Source organism: Carnobacterium iners (assembly GCF_900177385.1).
In the GTDB taxonomy this organism is placed as follows: Bacteria; Bacillota; Bacilli; order Lactobacillales; family Carnobacteriaceae; genus Carnobacterium_A; species Carnobacterium_A iners.
The window spans coordinates 1,642,581-1,662,350 of record NZ_FXBJ01000002.1 but is presented as its reverse complement, the minus strand read 5'-3'; the positions used below and the strand labels follow the sequence as shown (position 1 = coordinate 1,662,350).

18 protein-coding genes and 2 pseudogenes are annotated in these 19,770 nt (G+C 31.6%); 4 read left to right on the top strand and 16 right to left on the bottom strand.

What is annotated here, in order from left to right; translation table 11 throughout:
• The first annotated feature begins 74 nt into the window (after positions 1–74).
• Positions 75–485: a hypothetical protein gene (locus B9Y54_RS07985; RefSeq protein ID WP_085559766.1), complete on the top strand. Its 411-nt coding sequence runs from the start codon at positions 75–77 to the stop codon at positions 483–485.
• A 214-nt stretch (positions 486–699) separates the two neighbouring features.
• On the opposite strand, the gene B9Y54_RS07980 is transcribed toward B9Y54_RS07985, so the two are convergent.
• From B9Y54_RS07980 to B9Y54_RS07965, 4 genes and pseudogenes are all read right to left on the bottom strand, one after another.
• Positions 700–966, bottom strand: coding sequence for a type II toxin-antitoxin system RelE family toxin (locus tag B9Y54_RS07980; RefSeq protein ID WP_085559765.1), 267 nt, complete (start codon positions 964–966; stop codon positions 700–702).
• A gap of 1 nt (position 967) precedes the next feature.
• The gene (gene relB, locus B9Y54_RS07975) at positions 968–1,192 is read right to left on the bottom strand and encodes a type II toxin-antitoxin system RelB family antitoxin (protein ID WP_085559764.1); all 225 of its coding nucleotides are present in this window, start codon (positions 1,190–1,192) and stop codon (positions 968–970) included.
• Positions 1,193–1,561: 369 nt separating this feature from the next.
• A pseudogene (locus tag B9Y54_RS07970) lies at positions 1,562–2,863 on the bottom strand (IS1380 family transposase).
• A gap of 390 nt (positions 2,864–3,253) precedes the next feature.
• Entirely contained in the window at positions 3,254–4,573 is a 1,320-nt protein-coding gene (locus tag B9Y54_RS07965) for an IS1380 family transposase (protein ID WP_085559174.1), read from the bottom strand.
• A gap of 219 nt (positions 4,574–4,792) precedes the next feature.
• On the opposite strand from B9Y54_RS07965, the gene spxA reads away from it, so the two are divergent.
• Positions 4,793–5,191, top strand: a complete 399-nt coding sequence (spxA, locus tag B9Y54_RS07960; protein WP_085559763.1) for a transcriptional regulator SpxA — start codon at positions 4,793–4,795, stop codon at positions 5,189–5,191.
• 452 nt (positions 5,192–5,643) lie between these two features.
• Here spxA and B9Y54_RS07950 read toward each other — a convergent pair whose 3' ends face one another.
• From B9Y54_RS07950 to B9Y54_RS07935, 3 genes and pseudogenes are all read right to left on the bottom strand, one after another.
• On the bottom strand, positions 5,644–5,934 hold the full coding sequence (locus B9Y54_RS07950) for a type II toxin-antitoxin system YafQ family toxin (protein WP_159446072.1): 291 nt from the start codon (positions 5,932–5,934) through the stop codon (positions 5,644–5,646).
• 5 nt (positions 5,935–5,939) lie between these two features.
• Entirely contained in the window at positions 5,940–6,227 is a 288-nt protein-coding gene (locus B9Y54_RS07945; RefSeq protein WP_085559760.1) for a type II toxin-antitoxin system RelB/DinJ family antitoxin, read from the bottom strand.
• A 715-nt stretch (positions 6,228–6,942) separates the two neighbouring features.
• Positions 6,943–8,069 (bottom strand): annotated as a pseudogene (locus B9Y54_RS07935) (IS3 family transposase).
• A 1,698-nt stretch (positions 8,070–9,767) separates the two neighbouring features.
• Here B9Y54_RS07935 and B9Y54_RS07925 point away from each other — a divergent pair.
• On the top strand, positions 9,768–10,874 hold the full coding sequence (locus B9Y54_RS07925) for an IS4 family transposase (RefSeq protein WP_085559553.1): 1,107 nt from the start codon (positions 9,768–9,770) through the stop codon (positions 10,872–10,874).
• A gap of 295 nt (positions 10,875–11,169) precedes the next feature.
• Here B9Y54_RS07925 and B9Y54_RS07920 read toward each other — a convergent pair whose 3' ends face one another.
• From B9Y54_RS07920 to B9Y54_RS07895, 5 genes are all read right to left on the bottom strand, one after another.
• Positions 11,170–11,436 (bottom strand): Txe/YoeB family addiction module toxin, encoded by a 267-nt coding sequence (locus tag B9Y54_RS07920; protein ID WP_034547593.1) that lies wholly within the window; start codon positions 11,434–11,436, stop codon positions 11,170–11,172.
• Complete coding sequence (locus tag B9Y54_RS07915) at positions 11,421–11,675, bottom strand: type II toxin-antitoxin system Phd/YefM family antitoxin (protein WP_085559758.1); 255 nt, start codon at positions 11,673–11,675, stop codon at positions 11,421–11,423. The genes B9Y54_RS07920 and B9Y54_RS07915 overlap by 16 nt, the downstream gene beginning before the upstream one ends.
• A 110-nt stretch (positions 11,676–11,785) precedes the next feature.
• Complete coding sequence (locus tag B9Y54_RS07910) at positions 11,786–11,980, bottom strand: hypothetical protein (RefSeq protein ID WP_034545119.1); 195 nt, start codon at positions 11,978–11,980, stop codon at positions 11,786–11,788.
• An 827-nt stretch (positions 11,981–12,807) separates the two neighbouring features.
• Positions 12,808–13,554, bottom strand: coding sequence for a hypothetical protein (locus B9Y54_RS07900; protein WP_085559756.1), 747 nt, complete (start codon positions 13,552–13,554; stop codon positions 12,808–12,810).
• Between the two features lie 407 nt (positions 13,555–13,961).
• Positions 13,962–14,384, bottom strand: a complete 423-nt coding sequence (locus B9Y54_RS07895; RefSeq protein ID WP_085559755.1) for a hypothetical protein — start codon at positions 14,382–14,384, stop codon at positions 13,962–13,964.
• Between the two features lie 235 nt (positions 14,385–14,619).
• On the opposite strand from B9Y54_RS07895, the gene B9Y54_RS07890 reads away from it, so the two are divergent.
• Positions 14,620–14,958, top strand: a complete 339-nt coding sequence (locus tag B9Y54_RS07890) for a hypothetical protein (RefSeq protein WP_085559754.1) — start codon at positions 14,620–14,622, stop codon at positions 14,956–14,958.
• A 512-nt stretch (positions 14,959–15,470) separates the two neighbouring features.
• Here the strand turns inward: B9Y54_RS07890 and B9Y54_RS07885 are convergent.
• From B9Y54_RS07885 to B9Y54_RS12830, 4 genes are all read right to left on the bottom strand, one after another.
• On the bottom strand, positions 15,471–16,577 hold the full coding sequence (locus tag B9Y54_RS07885; protein ID WP_085559753.1) for an IS4 family transposase: 1,107 nt from the start codon (positions 16,575–16,577) through the stop codon (positions 15,471–15,473).
• A gap of 251 nt (positions 16,578–16,828) precedes the next feature.
• Entirely contained in the window at positions 16,829–17,317 is a 489-nt protein-coding gene (locus B9Y54_RS07880) for an AsnC family protein (protein ID WP_085559752.1), read from the bottom strand.
• A gap of 25 nt (positions 17,318–17,342) precedes the next feature.
• On the bottom strand, positions 17,343–18,059 hold the full coding sequence (locus tag B9Y54_RS07875; protein WP_420836105.1) for a replication initiation protein: 717 nt from the start codon (positions 18,057–18,059) through the stop codon (positions 17,343–17,345).
• Between the two features lie 946 nt (positions 18,060–19,005).
• Positions 19,006–19,710: a YecA/YgfB family protein gene (locus tag B9Y54_RS12830; RefSeq protein ID WP_085559750.1), complete on the bottom strand. Its 705-nt coding sequence runs from the start codon at positions 19,708–19,710 to the stop codon at positions 19,006–19,008.
• Positions 19,711–19,770 lie beyond the last annotated feature (60 nt).

The window sequence follows — 19,770 nt, the reverse complement described above, 5'->3', positions numbered from 1 at the left end:
TGGGGTTCTTTTTTTATGGAAAAAAGTTATAATGATATTAAATAACTAAAAATATTTATAAAAGAGTGCTTTTTGTGAAAAAAATAGTAATCTCTTTATTGCTTATGATAAGTATAGTATTGGTAGGTTGCTCGCCTGACACAGCATCCGTTCTAGAAGGTAGCTATCAAAACGAGACCGTTGAAGATGGACATTTCGTTTCTTTAGCCTTTTATCCAGATGATTCTAGTTTTGTTGAGCTAATTGACAATAGAAAAGTTGATAGCGGGACATTTGAAAAAAAATCAGATAATATTTACTTAGTAAAAAGTGAAAAACAAGAATTTGAAATTATTTTAGACAAAGACTATACCTTTGAGATTACTCTAGACCAGCTTAACGATGGAAAACCATTCCAACCAAAAAACACCTCTAAAGATCCAGGAGAAATTGCAACGGAATTTGATGACGTTGAAGAGTATGAAAAATTATTAAATAAAAAATAAAACGACACATGAAATGTTATAGAATCATGTATCAAAAACAACTATTTGTTGGTCAACTATAAAACGTTCTTATTTAGCCCAAAAAGAGCATCCTTTTTATCTCAAAAGGGTGCTCTTTTTCTTTGACTCTTGCGCCACTATTTTTTCAAAAAAACGTCTTTAAAATTTAACAACTAGTTATGTGTAGTAGAAATATACCTTTTGAGAGAAATTATTAGGTATAGATATCTTTTCTATGACCTACATTTAAAATAATTATTTTAATTTGTTGATCATCAATATCCGCTAATAATCTATAATTACCAACTCGGTATCTCCAATACTCTTTTAAATTCCCTTTTAAAGCTTTACCATGTATTTTTGGATTCTCAGTATTTACTAAATTTTTTTCAATCCAAGCTAGAATCATTTTTTGTTGGCCTTTATCTAGTTTAGAGAAACTTTTTAAAGCTTTTTTTTCATAAACAACGTGATAATTCATATTATAAACCTAGCATTTCTCTTACTTTATTGTGCTCATACAGTTCAATAGCCCCATTTTGAACGTCAGCTTCATACTCTTCAATAAACTTCATATCCATTTCATCTTCAATTTTTTCTTCTAAGCTTTTTTTAAATAGGGTCGATAGAGGTACGTTATATAATTTAGCATACTCGTTAAAAGCTTTTTGTTCATCATTGTTAAGTCGAATGGTAATGGTACTCATATAATCACTCCTTTTCACTATTATAACACATTGTAACACATAATAGAAAAAATAATTAGGACGTGTATTTTTTTCAACGTATAACTGCTTTTAATTAGTCAATTCTGGATACATAAAATTGGATAGAACAGTGTATCTAGAACCTTGTTAAACAAAGGGTTATTTCCAGTCCTGAATCATTCATAGAATTGTATCCAGGAATATTTTCATCAAAATATTCAATGAAGCTGATACTTTTTCTTCTTTTTTTACAAATTTGTTGAATTCCTTCCTAACGGAAGTTGGGAAAAGGTTGTTTCTGCTAAAAAAAGGCGCACTACCCCCTTGTTTTTTAAGGCAATTTTTAAACTAACCAATTTGACACTTGAATCATAGAAAATTCAAGTTTTGAAGAATCGTTTCAAATTCTTTATCGTACACATTCGAACTACTGAACTGGACTTGAACTCGATGAGCATGGTATGTCAGTCGAGAAGCAACTTTAAGTAATCGAAAACGAATGGTATCAATAAGAGATTTTCTTTCTGTTTTTGGAAAGACTAGGTATTTCATTAAAAGCATAAGGTTATAAGCAATTCCACTAATAGTCATTCGAATCGCATTTGTCAAAAATGCAGAACTATCCGTTTTATCAAAGTAGAAACCAGATTTGATTTCTTTAATATAATTTTCCATTGTACCGCGATTTTGGTACATCTCAAATACTTGGTCGTTGTGAATAACCGTAGAAAGATTGGTTGTTACAAATTCATGACGAAAAAGTAACCCCTTGCGTGTTGATTTTATGACTACTCGTTGAGGCTTTTTCCATGATTTTGCTTGGTAAGCAATGTTAAAGTATTGAACTTCTGTTTCTTCCCAATTTGTATCATCACCATAGGTGATTAGATGTTCTGCAATAGATTGGAGCTTCGTGTTGGCTTTTACTCGAATGACAAACTGAACGGAGTAATCATCTGCTAGTTCATAAATTTCAGGTGTGGCAAATCCACTGTCTCCACGTATCAGAATGTTTAATTCAGTCGTACGATTTTTATAGGAATCTAGTAAGTCACGGACAAAAGGACCAACACCTTTTGAAGTGTATTGGTTTCCGGAACGAAGCTTAGCTCCAAGAAAAAGACCTGTAAGTCCATCAAAGGCAAGTAATGGATGGTAACCAGTTGTCCCATAGTGGGCATTGTAATCAGTCGATTCTTGGTGACCAAATGTATCAGAATGAGTAGAATCTAAGTCTAAAACTACCTCTTGTGAGGCTTGAGATTCATGAAAAAGTTTGACTAAAGCTTGTGTCAACTGATTCAGTTCATCTAAATTTTTTTCTGTTGATTCTGAAAGAAGCCGAGAAATAGTCGATTGCGAACTCCCTTCAACTTCATTAAGGATGAGCTTGAAAATTGGATCATGCCGTAAGGCATTGGCTGCACTATCTACCTTATACCCTAAAATAAGTTGATACAATAACTGAAGAAATGTTGTATTCTTTGAATGGGCAAAGAATTTCCGATTGTCTTCAAAATGAACATTTCTTTTCACTAGTTCGTCAAATTGAATTTTTTCGAGAAACTCACGAACCAAAATCAATCCACCATGAGAAGATAATTCTTCACTTCTTGAAGAAAGTTATATATTTTTATTGAAACTTAGTCGATTATCACGTAAATTTGACATATAGAACACCTCTGTCTTGTTTTTTCGTCAAATCTACAATAACAGAAAGGTGTTCTTTTTACATGCACCAAATGGGTGAAAAGCAAAAATTCTTATAAATATTGAAGAGATAACGTTTTTGAGTATAAACTAATAAAACTATGAATTATCTAGGATACTATATATTTTATAAGCTATTAACTAAAACCTGAATAATTCATACCTTTAATTTTTTGTTGTTTTTAATCAATTAACACACTTTTTTCAAATTTTTTTCAAATTAACGTTTAGTAGTTTTACTTTTTGGTACTTAATTCATTTATTTATTGGTTTCTCATTAAGAAAGTACGAATTTTGGCCATAGTTGGTCCTTGGTTTTGATTGGTTTTTTTAAAAAAAATTAAGGAGTTTTTAAATATAATGCCGAATCCTTTGGATTCGATTAAAGACGGCATAAAACTCCGCTTGATAAACATGCGAACTAGAAATTTTTAGATACATTTCTCTCGCAGTACTCACTAGTTTACCAGCTACTTTGAATAAGCGAAGACGAATCGTATTAATTTGAAGTCCTTTATAATTTTTATCAAAACAAGTTGTACGCAAAAAATTGATTAGGTTGTATGCAAGGACACTTATCATCATACGTGCATGATTTTCAATAAATTTAGGGCTATCTGTCTTATCAAAATAGAAACCATTTTTTGCTTCTTTAATGTAGTTTTCCATAGCACCACGCTTTTTATACGTCTTAAAAACTTGTTTTGATGAAATATTTTCTGAAAAATTTGTGACAATAAACGTATGCTTGAAAAGTAATTCACCCATTTCTCGAATGGATTGAATGCATACTCTACGCGGTTTAGACCAAGACGCTGCTTGATAGGAAACGGAATAATAGTATTCTTCTTTTTCATTCCAAGGATAATTATCGTCGTAATACACAAACTCTTCTGCTAATCGGTATAAATTATTATTATGTTTTAGGCGAATGACAAAGTTTGACCCATATTCTTCGCATAACTCATAAATATCAGGTGTTGCAAATCCACTATCTCCACGCACTAAAATATCTGTCGTAGGGACTGCTTGATTGTAATGATCTAATAACGGTTCAAGAAACTCTTTAACTCCTTTAGACGTGTATTGATTTCCTGAACGAAGTTTAGCTTTTAAAAAATCGCCCGTTAATCCATCGAATGCGACTAATGGATGATAACCGTTTGTTCGATAGTGGGCATTATAATCTGTTTGTTCCTGAATACCGAAGGTATCAGAGTGTGTAGAATCCAAATCAATAATCATATTCATATCATTGCGAACAAATCTCGCTTGGTCAATTAATGTTTGATTAAAGGTTTGTAAATCATTAATCGTTTGGTCTGTAATGCGATCAAGAAACCGAGAGATAGTCGGTTGAGAAGCCAAACACTCTTCTTGTGATAGAGTTTGTAATACTGGGTCATATTGTAAGATAGTCGCAGACGAATCAGCTTTATAGCCAGCAATTAGTTGAAGAATTAGTTGTTTTAAAATTTTATGGTTAGTGTGTTTCCAATAGCGACGATTTTCATTATATGAAATGAGTTTTTTTGATAATTCTTCAAAATGAAAAGTATCCATTAATTCATCAACTAAAATTAATCCTGAATCACTCGATAAACGACCGCCTGTATGAGAGACATATAAATGGTTATTGAATTTCATTGCTTTTTCTTGTAAAGTAATCATTAAGAGAACCCCTTTCTATTGGTTGGTTGTGATGCTATAACCATAGCAGAAAGGGGTTCTTTTTTCATCACCTAGTGGGTGATAAAGCAAATTAGTTTAAACGCTGTAAAATTAACATCGATTAATGTTTTTAGAAAAGCTATGAATTATTTAGGTAAAAATAATCTTAATATTTTCCTCAACTGAATCCATCTAATTTAAAAAGGGAGAGTGTAAATTATGGTTACAATATACATAGCACCCAGTTGTGTTTCTTGTCGTAAAGCACTTGCTTGGCTTGAAGAAAATAATATTCCTTATAAAGCACAGAATATATTTTCAGAACCTTTGAATGTTTCTGAAATTAAATCTATCTTGCGAATGACAGAAGATGGTACAGACCAAATTATTTCTACAAGATCCAAGGCTTTTCAAGAGTTGACTATTGATTTGGAAGAATTACCGCTTAAAGAGTTGTTTACTTTAATTCAAGAAAGCCCTGGGTTATTGCGTCGCCCAATCATGATAGACGATAAAAGATTGCAAGTTGGGTATAACGAAGATGAAATTGGTTGTTTCTTACCAAGAGAAGTCCGTGCCCTTAAATTAACACGAGCTCATAAGTTTGTTGGATACTAAAAATAAATGATAACGTTTTTCAAAATAATTTCATAGTAAAGTATGTACTTACTTCTAATGGTGTAATCTTTTTGCTTAGATAATTATAATAAGCAGTTGTCTGATTATTCAAGTAGTTACCTCTATACATGAAATGAGATAGAATCATGTATCCAGAACCTTATTAAATTAAGGTTTTTTTATTATTCCAGTTATCCCTAAAATACTTTCGATTGTTACCAATATGATTGGTTTAAGGGTTTGGCAAACTCCATGTTTGTTAGTCAATTCGTGGCGCAAACGACCTTGTTGGTGGACGTTTCGCTCCCCAAATCCTCCGGTAAACCTCTTCATAACGTGTCCGTTTTGAGCTAAAAAAAAAGGCCGAAATGCACCCATTTCAAGCCTTTTTTTAGCAAGTACGATTTCTATTCTCGGTTTTTTATCCGAAAATAAACTGGATTATTCAAAAATTAAAAGACATCAGAATGTGTTCCAGTTCGGATAAAAGAGACAAGATTCTCAGCCGGATAGAATTTATAAATTAAGAGCCAATCGTTGTTTCGTCCAGAAATATGACACTCCCAACAATTGAGGTATTCTTTTGTTGGTTCTAGTAGATGTGCTCGGTATTCTTCTTCGGGCAAAGGGATCTCTTCAACAATCATTTTCATTGCTGTTTTAAGTTTTTCAAGATTTAAGTTGCGTTTTTTTAACCGTTTCAGGTCTTTTTTAAATTTTGTGGTCTGTTTCATTTCTAACATAGACATTAGTTTCCTAAAGCATCCTCAAAAAGATCGTCAACAGTAGTGTAGCGTTTGCCTTTTCCGTTTTTGACCTCTTCGTCGGATTTCTTAATTGCTGCGAGTGTTTCATTATTGAATAGGGCTTTTTTTGGTTGGAAAGGTAATCCATTTTCCGCAATTACTTGTCTGAAGAAAACGTTAATCGCCGTACTGGTATCCATTCCTAGGCTATTTAAAACCTCTACAGCCTGAGTTTTGACGGTTTCATCCATGCGTACTTGTATGAGAGATTTTTTTGCTTTTGTTTCCAAGTCAATCGCCTCCTTATTTAGTTCTATTATATGCTAATGTAATGCCTTTGTAAATACAATAGCATGCGTAAACGCGATATATATAAAACACACTTAAAAGTATGTATCTAGAATCTTGATTAATCAAACATCATATAGGTAGTCGTTTAATCTACGATTTCTACTGTAGTCGTACCCCAGCCTAGATAATTTCCTACTGTAAAATAGAGCGCATAGATATTAATTAAGATACAACAAACACACGCGAAGTAAACAAGCTTATACAGTGTGTTTGTTTTTTTATTTCTCTTTATAATAATAGGGACCATAATTAAGCCAAAATTGATTAAAATATTCAATTGAAATATAATGAGGAAATACAAGAATATCAATGTAAATACAAATCGTTATTAGAGAAACTGGAGAAGAAACCACCTCTAAGGTCTAAAAAAGGATAATGCAGCTCAGCACAAAATTAAAAATAAATTAGTTTAAAAAATTTAAATTAATCTAAAATTTATTAAGAAGGATAAAAGCAATATGCAATTTTTGCTTATGTTTCATAAATCTTTGCTTATCTTTTATAACATAAGTTTCCTAATCTAGTTTTATATAAGTATCCTTTAATATTTTGTGTGGTTAATTTAAAGAAGATCAGCTTAATTCTACGCCCAAGCATACAAGATAACGTTTCTTGTATGCTATGAGCTTTGATTACTGGATTGGCAACACTTTATTAGACAGTTTTTATAAGGTGTCTAGTTTTATATTCATGCGGTGTTAGATAGCCAAGAGTACCGTGTATGCGAATGGTATTATACCAATGGACGCAGTCCATTAAACCAGATTGTAAACTCAATAAATCTGGAAAGCTTTTCTTTCTAACAAATTCTGTTTCAAAGACTTTAAATAGCGCTTCTGCTACCGCATTGTCATAAGGGGTTCCTTTATTGCTCAAAGAGCGCTGGATAGAAAAAGCATCAAGAACATCATCAATCAAACCATTATCAAATTCATTCCCGCGGTCAGTATGGAATAACTTTATTTTTGTTAAATCACATGGTATGGTCGAAAGTGCTTGATAAACTAGAGCAGCATCCTTTCGGCCACCTGCGCTATAGCCAATAATTTCTCGATTAAACAAATCTGCAAATAAGCAAACATAGTTCCATTGATTATCAACTCGAACATAAGTTAAGTCACTCACGACTACCCGTAATGGCTCATTTTGATTGAATTTGCGGTTCAACTGGTTACTGATCTTTGCTTCATTTGTGGGTGTCTTTTGTGGTTTAAACTGAGCAATTGTATAAGAAGATACTAATCCATTATCTTTCATGATTCTCCCAATTCTACGTCTTGATAATAGGATGTTTCTTTTTAAAAGTTCAACTTTAATTTTTCTAGTTCCATAGTTTCTTCGGCTGCTATGAAAAACGTCTATAACAGCCTGATTACAAGGATCCTATTGTCTTTCTAGGTCTTTCTCTAAATAATAGTAATAGGTACTTCTTGGAAGCTCTAAGACCAGGCACATCGCTGATATGGGATAAAGATGGGCATTATTTTTAATAACTAGGACTTTCGTCCAAATATCAGCGCCGCTTGCTTTAAAATATCATTTTCCATTTCTAGTTGGGCATTTCTTTTTCTCAACTTTTCCAGCTCAAGTTCTTCAACAGTTTTATTGTTTTTTTCTTTAAATGATCCTGAGTTCGCATCTTGTCTAGTCCATTTATCAAAGGCCGAAGGCGTTAAATCATATTCCGACAAGATCTCCTTTCTTGATTTTCCGGTATTATGAAGCAAAACAATTTGTTTTTTGAATTCATCTGTATAGGTTCTTCTTTGTCTTCTGGTCATGTTAAAAATCTCCTTTTTAGTTTCTATTGATACTAATGTTAGAGACCTTATCTTTTTTGTCCAGTAAAGTGTAACCTATCCATTACTTTGTCTAACTAAATTAGAAGCGTAGAAAAATATGCTGAAGATAAGACAGTATTCGTAAAACAAATGAATTAACTATAAAGATTACATCTGACTTATGTAATCTGATATGCGACATATGTTATATTTAAGTAAAGAAGTTAATTATGGAACTTATAGATTATTTGGTGAAAATTTAAAAGGAGGTTAATTTTTATGGATTTAGATATAGCTTCAATAGTAATAGGGATAGGAATTTTAGGGGGTATTCTAACAATAACTTTAGGTTATATAGGCGATAAAGAGGATGGGAAAGAAAAGAAAAATTGATACGTAAATTTCATAAATTATACGCTAAATAGTTTAATTCAATAAGGATTTATATCATGAAGAATGTCTTTGGATATAGCTTTCATAGCAGTTAAAATCTATTTTGATTTGCAAATCTTGTTCACACACATAATCTCTTAAGTACTTTTCCAAACTTTTCACATGAAATTATTTACAGGCTTGTTAAAAAAAATAGTGGTATTTTAACGGAGTGAGATTATCAAAATATAGTGAAAAAGACGAAGTAAGGTATTTAAAGAAAAAAGACTTGTCTAAGAATAGCCTTATTATAAGGGGTAGAAATGGAACTAAGGATAGAACGATTAGCTTGGGAAAGGATATAGTGAAAATGGTTCTTAAAGCTTTAAAGCAAGAACAGATAATTGAAGAAAGATAAGGAACCGTTGAGGTTCTTCCGTTTAAGGATACAGAATATATTTTAAGAGCATCTCTGCCCGCGATATACAAGAGTTCAAAGAATATAGAGAGCAAATACAGTCTTTAGCACTTGATTTTTCTTTTACGGTTAAAGATATTGAACAAAGTGGAAAGATTTACTTTATAAATCAGTTTATTACAGAAGAAGACTTGGATGTCTACGGTGCCGCTAGAGAAACGTTAAAACGCTTTGGTGATTGGAGTTATTTAGAAAAGGGAAACGAAATAAGCTATCCGTTTAATACCCAAAGGATTGATGGCTTAAAACATTTATGGAGTATCTATAATTAATTTTTATTCAATCCGAAAGAGCCCATCAGTTAAACCAAACTTTGATTCCTATATCAAAAAATATTTATTGTTTTTTAATACATGAAATGAGATAGAATCATGTATGGCGAACCTTACTAAAATAAGGTTCTTTTTTTTATTTTTATTAGTAGATCTAAGGCATTTAATCATAAAGAAAACAAAAAATTAATTTTTAGAAAGAATAAGGATAGTGAAAATAATTAAAATAAGTACAAATGAGAATGTAAACCAAAAAACATTTTTCGTATATAATTTATCATATCGTATATTTTCGATTATGGAAATTAGGTTCAAACAAAAAATAATGCCCCATAAAGGCATGGAGAATACTCCTATGATGCTAAGAATAGAAAAAAACATCGTAACAACTCCTTAAAATTAAAGCTAAAAAGCAAATAAATACTTTTTTACTATCTTTTTAATAATAATAACACACTAGTGTTGCATGAAACATTATGTGTTTCACAAATTTGTTTATATTATTCCAATATGCAAAAAAGTCCTTTATACTGAACTCAGATGACTCATCCAAGACCAATAAAAAGGACCTAACACATGGATAAGTATAAAACAAATTCTGCTTTTAATAAATGGTTTTCTTCCATTAAGCTAAATCTTTTACCAAGCCCTATTCAAAAAAAGATTGTTGACTTTGATAAATACCATAAGAAACTTAGTTTCTTCCAAGCTCTTCAACTTTTTCTTCATGGAATCAATGACGAAAAAGAAAGTCTTAGAGAGATGGATGCGGCTTTTGTTTCGAAAGAACTTCAAAAAGAAATGGGTATGACTAGTATCAGTTATTCTCAGCTCTCTAGAACTCTCTCAAAAATAGATTCAGAGATTCTTTTAGCCATTTTTAGTCAGCTGGTTAGTCAGGCTAAAAATAAAAGGCCCGTAACGAAACGAAATAGTCTCTACCTAATTGATTCTTCGACGTTTTCACTTAACCAAAACCTTTATCAATGGGCTGATTTTCGTAAAACAACATCAGGAGTTAAGCTTCACTTAAAACTCTGCTTTATGGATAATGAACATCTTTACCCAGATGAATTTACACTGACTAACGCCGTCGAGCACGATACAAATCAGTTAGAAGTATTGGTTAATCAACCTGAAGCGACTTATGTGTTTGATCGCGGTTACCTTGATTTTGAACGATTAGATACGATGCACTCGCAGGGCTACTTCTTTGTGACAAGAATCAAAAAGAATACAAAAGTTCATGTTTTAGAACCATTAGTAGCTTCCAAGAGTGAGTCCGTTATCAGCGACCAAATGGTCGCATTAGGTGCTCAGAACCATCTAACGTCCAGATTTCGTTTAGTAACCGTTCAAGATAAAAAGGGGAAAACTCTCCAGTTTATTACCAATCGTTTTGACTGCTCCTCTACTGACATTGCAGAAATGTACAAAGCACGTTGGCAAATAGAGCTGTTCTTCAAGCATATTAAACAACATATGACGATTAAAAAGTTTTTTTCGAGAAGTGAAAAAGGGGTTGTCAATCAGCTGATTTTAGCCATGATTGCCAGTTTATTAACCTATTTGATTAAGTTAAAAACAAAAAGTAAACAGTCTGTTTTCCAAATCAAACGATTTTTTCGTTACCTGTTATTTCAACCGGCAGAAGAATGGTTTAATCTTTTGATACCGACTTAGATCCTTAAAGAAAGGGTGTCCGTTGGTAATGGAATCAGTTGAATAAGCAAAATTTTCTGGAAATAGTCATCTTTTGCGTAAGCACTCCCTTTTTTTGCCTTTTTTCAGAAAAACAAGAAATGAGGTCAAATTAAGCTATGTTTATGCAACACTAGTGATAATAACATATACATAAGTTAGTATTTTTTCATACATGAAATGAGATAAAATAATGTATCGAAGAACTTACTTTGACAAGGTTTTTTCTCATCATTTTAATCAAAAAAGATAGAAACTTACTTTAAAAAATAAGTTTCTATCTTTCATAGTGCGTCCAAGCAGACCAAATAATGACTTCTTTTGCGTCATTATCTACCGAATAAACCAACCGGTGTTGAATGTTTAAACGGCGTGAATATTTATCTTTTAAATTACCAACTAATTTCTCATAAGGCGGCGGATTTTGAAACGGATTCTCTTTTAATACGTCCATTAAATCTTTAAATTTTTGATCTAAATGAGCAGATTTTAAATTTTTAAGGTCTTTCATAGTTGATTTTGCTAATTTTACAGAGTATCCCAATCGATATCCTCCAATGCAACAAATTCATTTTCTTGTTCACGCTGGTGAATCACATCAGCTACTCCATAAGAATGAAGGTACAAGGTTTCTTGAATAGCATCCCAGTCTTTTTTACTGACCATAACCGCTTCACTTTCTTCATTTTTTCCTGAGATATAAACGGGTTCATTAGTTTTATTAACGTCTTTCAATAATTGGTAAAAGACTTTTCTAGCTTGACTAGGGTTTACGATCGACATAAACTATTCCTCCTTTTAGTTTCTTTTATTATAACGTACTTATTCAAGTACGTCAAAACGATATGAATACATGAAAATGCTTAAATTAGTGTATTTAGAATCTTATTAAATCAAGATTCTTTTTTTACTCTAGGAGCACTTGCTAAAACCAATCCGCCTTCTAATTCTTGATTGCTCATTACTACGATATACGATTCTAAAGGGTGTATTCCTCTTTTTACTGATTCTACTGAAGCAAAAAAAGAATTAACGTCAATACAAAGAATATCTCTTTTTGGTTGGTGTGAGTAGTCCATTTTTATCATCTTTCATACACCCTCTTTAGAATATTTTATACGCTAAACCATTTCTCAAAATTAATTTTTTTTACATTACAAATTAAGTCTAATTCACAAAAAATTACACCTGCATTTATAGATTGAATATAAATATTATTTTCATAATATCCGTTATACAAAGTGACTACTCTCCCAACCGTGATTTTATAAGGTTGGGCGTTCTTCTTACTTAGTGAAATCTATTTTTGGATAATGGGGAAGGTTGTTATGTTTAATATTACTGGTAATTTTAAAATACAGTTACCGAACCATATCTCCAATAACAAAGGCTACAAAAGTATAATCATAAAGTAAGGTTTGTCCATCTTTAGCCACCTCAATTGCACCTATTTATTTTATTTATCTTGATACTGTCGTTTCCCCCAGTATATCGGCTATTTTTTAATTGTTTTCGTCGTAACCTTCCGAAACAGAGGCAACTTCCTATCCCCTACTCTTTCATAGTCTCAACCAAGAAAAAATCCCAACCATTTATGTGGTTGGGATTTTAGTATACTATGCAATTGAAACATCAGAGGTATTAATTTTTCCATTCGCTATAGCCATTTAAAATAATTATATATATTACATACATGCAGGGAATAAATATAGCAAATAGGATTATCTTTATAATCAAACTTACTGTCGAAAATATAGCCCCAATAAGTATATACAGCATAAAAAAAACAAATACGGACATTATTAACAATAAAATAATTAAAATAAAATTTTTAATTATTCTATTGTTAATCTTTAAAACAGCTGATAATATTTCTTCAAAAAAAATTAAAATGAATTCCATTTAAAAGCTCCTTTTAAAAGTCTATCCATCCATTATTTCTATTTTTATCATTCTTGTCAATTAATTTAGCAATTGTTAATCCTGGATTAGCGATTGCTACTGCTGATTTAGAAAGTCCTTTTGCTAATACTTGATATCGTTTTATCTGGAATGAGGCACTAACTCTACTTCCGATTTGAGAAACGAGTACAGACCAACCATATTTTCTTATAAACCAACTAATTGCCCCACCTGTAACAAATGAAATGGCAACATTTAAAATTGTTCCTAATACTTTAACAGATACAATTTTTCTAGCAGCAATAACCTCTTCACCAGAAATACCATCATAAAAACGATCAAAAACAGTTTCATGATTGCTATCAATTTCTTCAATGATATTTTCAGTGGTTTCTTCTAAATCACCATAAGATTCTGTATCTGAATTAAAAAAATCCATGATTTCATTGGTTGTAGATTCTTCATCTTCACTAGTAGGGAGATCCATTTCTGCAACTGCTTGAATTATCATATTTTCAAATACTTCTTTTTGCTCCACGGTCATATTATTCACGTCAATAATTTCGTTATCATCATACTCATTAATTATTTCTTTCTCATGTTCAGTTAATTCAATTACATCGCTATCATTATCTGCATACGCAATATTTCCTTGTAAAATTGATAATCCAGTACTTCTAGGTGGCAAAATAGCTGGAACTATTACTGATAATAAAATTATTGTTACAGATGCTATTATTATTTTTCTAAACTTTTTCACTGTGAAACCACTTTATTATGTAGTTTAATTGAACAATAGCATAAAATTTATTTCTTAACAATAAAAAATTCATTCACATAGAAAAACTTTTTTGCAATTCAGAATGTCGAAAAAAACATTGTTAATCATGACAGTTCATGTAAGTGGATGTTCTTCTTACATAGTGAAATCCAATTTAATGTTACTCGTAATTTTTAAATGCAGTTATCGAGACAATCCTCGATTTCTTCGTTGCTCGAATTGTTTTTCTCGTGTTAACAATTGTTTAAACCATACGGCTAACTGTTGAAGCCACTTTGTTAAGCGATTTTCTGGGATAAGCCCCTTTTCTTTGTTAGCTTCAAGCGTGTCTTTCCAATCCCAACATTCGTAAGAGTCTTTTGGTTTTTCGTTATTTTTTAGTTTTTCTAAATAACACGCCCCTCGTATTCTACGTTAGACATGGATAAATCCACTTTTCCAACATTACGAATTAAGTCTAGTTCACAAAATATAATACCGGCATTAATAGATTGAATATAAATATTGTTTTCATAATATCCGTAAACTACACCTAAAATATCATCATCATATTTTCCATTTATTAAATAATCTAATTGAATTGTTACAACTGCTTTTTGTCTATATGAATAGTCAATTATTTTTGAAATTTCTTCTAAGGATTGTTTAGGTTTTTCTATATTTATTTTCTTACTCATTTTCTTTTCTTCGTTTACGACTTCATTATGTTCTGACAAAATTAATCCTTGCCACTTTGCCATCCCTCTATCTACATAACCAGAAGTAATTGGATTAATTATAGTATTATTTTCATTAGTTTTATTATCCAATTAAACCACCAACTTTATCTATTTGTGTTCATTATACGAACAAATGTTCGTTTTTTAAAGTGGGAAAATCATAGATTTATAGTTATAATCATAAAAAAAAAGAGCTATAACAACAATCTAATGACTGCTACTAAGCTCTTTTTTACAAATTACATTAAATACTTTCAAATGGTTTTTTAAACCTTATTTTTATTGCATTTATACAAATATCGAAATTATCATAACAGATTCTCAGATGTTCGAACTTTTCAATTTTATGGGTTATGATTTAGAACCGCAGCAATCTTCGCCAGGTATTTCTTTAATGTCTGCAGGAGTAACAAAAGTTGTAAAAAAAGGTAAAGGTTCTTGGGATATTTATTTAAGTAAAGGATTTTTAAAAGTTTACTATGGAGCAGGAACAGTTTTAGGTGCTGGATTAGCAACAGCAATTGCTGCCATGGTTCCTGGTGTTGGTTTGGCAGTAGCTTCAACTATGGTAGCTACATTAAGTGGTATTCTTGGATCAGAAGTTAACCATGGAGTTGTTTTTAGAATTAGAAATTGGAAGATGTCATCTTCTGGGAGACAGTAAACAGTAATAAGTAAAATTAATTTATAAAGTGACCTCAACATGAAATTATGTAAAGTGCAAATGATTTATATGCCATATAAAGAAAATAGAAAGTTATTTCCATAAAATGACGGAAAAGAAAGGTGCTAATATGAAAAAAAAAAATAAAATATTAATAGCTTTAGTAGTACTTCTTATTTTACTTATATGTACTCCTATAATATTGTATTTAGCTTATAATTGAGCAGTCACATAAAATAAGGAGGTTTTTTTAGTGGGTGTGGGGTTAACAATTTTTTGTTTTCTTATGATTATTATAGCTGTAACAAAAAACAAACAAAAAAATGAAAAATAAGCTTGAAATTATAAATTATATCACTAGTGTTGCATAAACATAGCTTAATTTGACCTCATTTCTTGTTTTTCTGAAAAAAGGCAAAAAAAGGGAGTGCTTACGCAAAAGATGACTATTTCCAGAAAATTTTGCTTATTCAACTGATTCCATTACCAACGGACACCCTTTCTTTAAGGGTCTAAGTCGGTATCAAAAGATTAAACCATTCTTCTGCCGGTTGAAATAACAGATAACGAAAAAATCGTTTGATTTGGAAAACAGACTGTTTACTTTTTGTTTTTAACTTAATCAAATAGGTTAATAAACTGGCAATCATGGCTAAAATCAGCTGATTGACAACCCCTTTTTCACTTCTCGAAAAAAACTTTTTAATCGTCATATGTTGTTTAATATGCTTGAAGAACAGCTCTATTTGCCAACGTGCTTTGTACATTTCTGCAATGTCAGTAGAGGAGCAGTCAAAACGATTGGTAATAAACTGGAGAGTTTTCCCCTTTTTGTCTTGAACGGTTACTAAACGAAATCTGGACGTTAGATGGTTCTGAGCACCTAATGCGACCATTTGGTCGCTGATAACGGACTCACTCTTGGAAGCTACTAATGGTTCTAAAACATGAACTTTTGTATTCTTTTTGATTCTTGTCACAAAGAAGTAGCCCTGCGAGTGCATCGTATCTAATCGTTCAAAATCAAGGTAACCGCGATCAAACACATAAGTCGCTTCAGGTTGATTAACCAATACTTCTAACTGATTTGTATCGTGCTCGACGGCGTTAGTCAGTGTGAATTCATCTGGGTAAAGATGTTCATTATCCATAAAGCAAAGTTTTAAGTGAAGCTTAACTCCTGATTTTGTTTTACGAAAATCAGCCCATTGATAAAGGTTTTGGTTAAGTGAAAACGTCGAAGAATCAATTAGGTAGAGACTATTTCGTTTCGTTACGGGCCTTTTATTTTTAGCCTGACTAACTAGCTGACTAAAAATGGCTAAAAGAATCTCTGAATCTATTTTTGAGAGAGTTCTAGAGAGCTGAGAATAACTGATACTAGTCATACCCATTTCTTTTTGAAGTTCTTTCGAAACAAAAGCCGCATCCATCTCTCTAAGACTTTCTTTTTCGTCATTGATTCCATGAAGAAAAAGTTGAAGAGCTTGGAAGAAACTAAGTTTCTTATGGTATTTATCAAAGTCAACAATCTTTTTTTGAATAGAGCTTGGTAAAAGATTTAGCTTAATGGAAGAAAACCATTTATTAAAAGCAGAATTTGTTTTATACTTATCCATGTGTTAGGTCCTTTTTATTGGTCTTGGATGAGTCATCTGAGTTCAGTATAAAGGACTTTTTTGCATATTGGAATAATATAAACAAATTTGTGAAACACATAATGTTTCATGCAACACTAGTGAAATTATATATATAAATACACTAAATTAGATAAAATCGTGTATCCCGAACCCTTTACCCAAAGGGTTCTTTTTTTATGTCTGTCTTCAATACACGATTACGTTTCGAAATGTGACCTAATCGACTATTATTATCGGTTAAATAAACGACTAAAGAACCTTTTTTTTCCTTGTGGTGGCTCTTTTTCAGTCTGTTCTTCCATTGCAGAGCTAGAAACAATATTGTCTTTTTTGCTCGTATTCTCTTCTGATTGAGTTGTAATAGAAAGTTGTAATTGTTGTATTTGTTGGTTCGATTGTAGGGTTAATTGTTGTTGCTGGTCGAGTAAAAGTTGAAATTGATCAAGTTGCCCGTAGAGTCTTTTCTTCTCTTCTTTTAATTCATTTATCTGCATTTTTAGTGCGTCAACCTCGTCAACTGCGTCAACCTTGATTTGATTGACGCTGGTTGACGCCTTTTTATTTTTCCTTATCGCATCAGCAGTTTCAGCCGTCAACTCGTAAACCCCGTCAACCTTTTTAGGTTGAAAGCGGTCAGGTAATTGTTCGATTCTTTTATGAACGGCTTGTTTGGATATACCAAGCTCTTCAGATAATTTTTTTACTGAAATAGTTGCCATAATAAATAATCTCCTATAATTTTACTTAATTCGATTCTTCTAACCAATTGTGTAAAGGTACAAAATTTTTATTAGATTTCTTTTCTTTGAAACGAAATTCAATTACAGCTATTTTATTTTCTTTTCTTGCTTTATGTTTGATAATTTTTAAATCATCAAAATAAGGAGCTAATTCATCTTTTATTGGCTTAAGAACTCTTTGATCAATGTTGCCCATCTTGTAACTTTCGGGGATATCAAGTATCGTTCTAAATTCTTCTATTTTAACTTTATAAAAACCTGTTGATTTGAATTGTTTAAGAAGTCTGTACATGGTTTTTGCATAGCTTGAACGAATTTCGGTAAACTCTTCTAATTCAAATTTTGTAAATTCTTTAGTTAAACGATTAATTAAATGTTCTAAATCAGGATTAACTGAAATTTCAACGTATTGTTCTTTTTTGCTAATTTTAAAACCTGTAAATAAAGCAAATCTTTCAATTTCGTCCTCTGTTTCTGTCCGATAACTTAAATGCATCATCTTGTCATATACACTCTCTAGACTATCAGAAAATCTATCTAAAGAAGTAGGTTTATAAGCGCTTAATTCTCTTAATTGCTCAAAATCAAACCGGACTTTTGCTGTTCCTTGATCTTTCATCTTTGCACAAATAGAGAAAAACAAATCCATTTCTTTAGCTTCAAAATTCCTCATAGGGATAAGGTTTAAATCATTTCTGTATCTAACTTTAATTTTAGCCAAATAAAGCACTTCCATATCTAATACTATACAATAAAAGCAGCACAATCAACAACAACAATAATGTTTGGTTGTTTGTACTCAGACTTTTGGTTGTTTGTACTCAGACTTTTGGTTGTTGGTCACCCCCTAGAAACGCTGCTACACCATACTCTCAACTGCTCCCTAAAACATATCTTTAAAAAATATAAAAAATCTATTTACAGCCAAGTCAACATTATAAAATACTAAACTTGTCCACTCATAAACAAAAACTGCCGAGTGAAGGTCGGCTCCTCTCCAACTCGGCGCAAACCAGCCTATCTTAGACAAGTGAAGGCAAAAATACTCCAAACTCGTCCGTTCCAGCATCAAACAAACAATAATATCCTAAAAAACCTTTGACTACTCAAAATTTTTCCTAATTACTTTATTATTTAAAGTAATTTGCTCTAAAAAATCTATTTACAGCCAAGTCAACATTATAAAATACTAAACTTGTCCACTCCAATATAAAAACTGCCGAGTGAAGGTCAGTTTTAATCGAACTCGGAACAATCTAGCCTATTTTAGACAAGTGAAGCCAAAAACACTCCAAACTCGTTCGTTCCAGCATCAAACAAGTAATAATACACAAAAGGACCTTCAACTGCTCAAAGTTTCCTAATTACTTTATTATCTAAAGTAATTCGCTCTAACAAATTCTGTTTACAGCCAAGTCAACACTATAAAACACTCAACTTGTCCAATCCAGTAAGAAAACTGCCGAATGAAGGCCAAATCCTTTCCAATTCGGCACATTCTAGTCTATCTTAGACAAGTGAAGCCAAAAACACTTTAAACTCGTCCGTTTCAGCATCAAATAGGTAATCATATTCTAAAACATCTTTGACTATCTTTTTACATATGCGATTTTTTATAAGTCTCATCTGGTATTCTATTTAATCTATCTTCTGTTCTTTTAACGATTTTATACTTTGTTAAGACAACATTTCTTATATTTTTTACCGCTCCCACATGGACAGGGATCATTGCGTCCTACTTTTTTAATAACAGGTTTATCAGATAGTGATGATTCTGATTTTATCATTTGCTCATGTAATTCAGCCGGTGTAAAACCATTATTTTCTCTTATTCGAGTATGGTTTGCCAATTCTATAATCAACTGGGCAACTTTATCCATTTGCTCTTTACTCTTAAATCTTACCTCTCTAAAGTTGAATTCTCTTAACGCATAATCCAGTGAAAAGCCGTATAGACAATGTCCACGGATATCATCACTTATCATTTCAGCTATAAAAGAATCACCCTCGACAACTTTAGTCGTTATGTATTCTTTTAAATTCAGATACTCTTTAGTCTCCTCCTCGTAAAACTCATTAGTGCGCTTTAATAATTCATCCTGTTCAGGAATATAAAAAGGTTTCGACTGTTGGTTTACGACTAATTCATCAAAAGTATCTTCTTCTAAAACAGTCTCATGGACAATCCAATCTCTATGCAGATAAATAAAATCCTTTTCTAATGCTTCTTTATCGGCTTGGATTGCTATTTTTGCTTTTTCCAACGTCCATTTTGTTTTATTTTGACTATTATAAATCTCAACAACTTTTTCAAACTGTACGACTCCATATAAGCGAGCCAAAGCATTAGCGTATTTTACAATTCTCTTCATTATTTTTACTCCTTTTATTGTATTTTATTTGCTCTAGCTAGGTAAGGTTAGTTAGTAGCA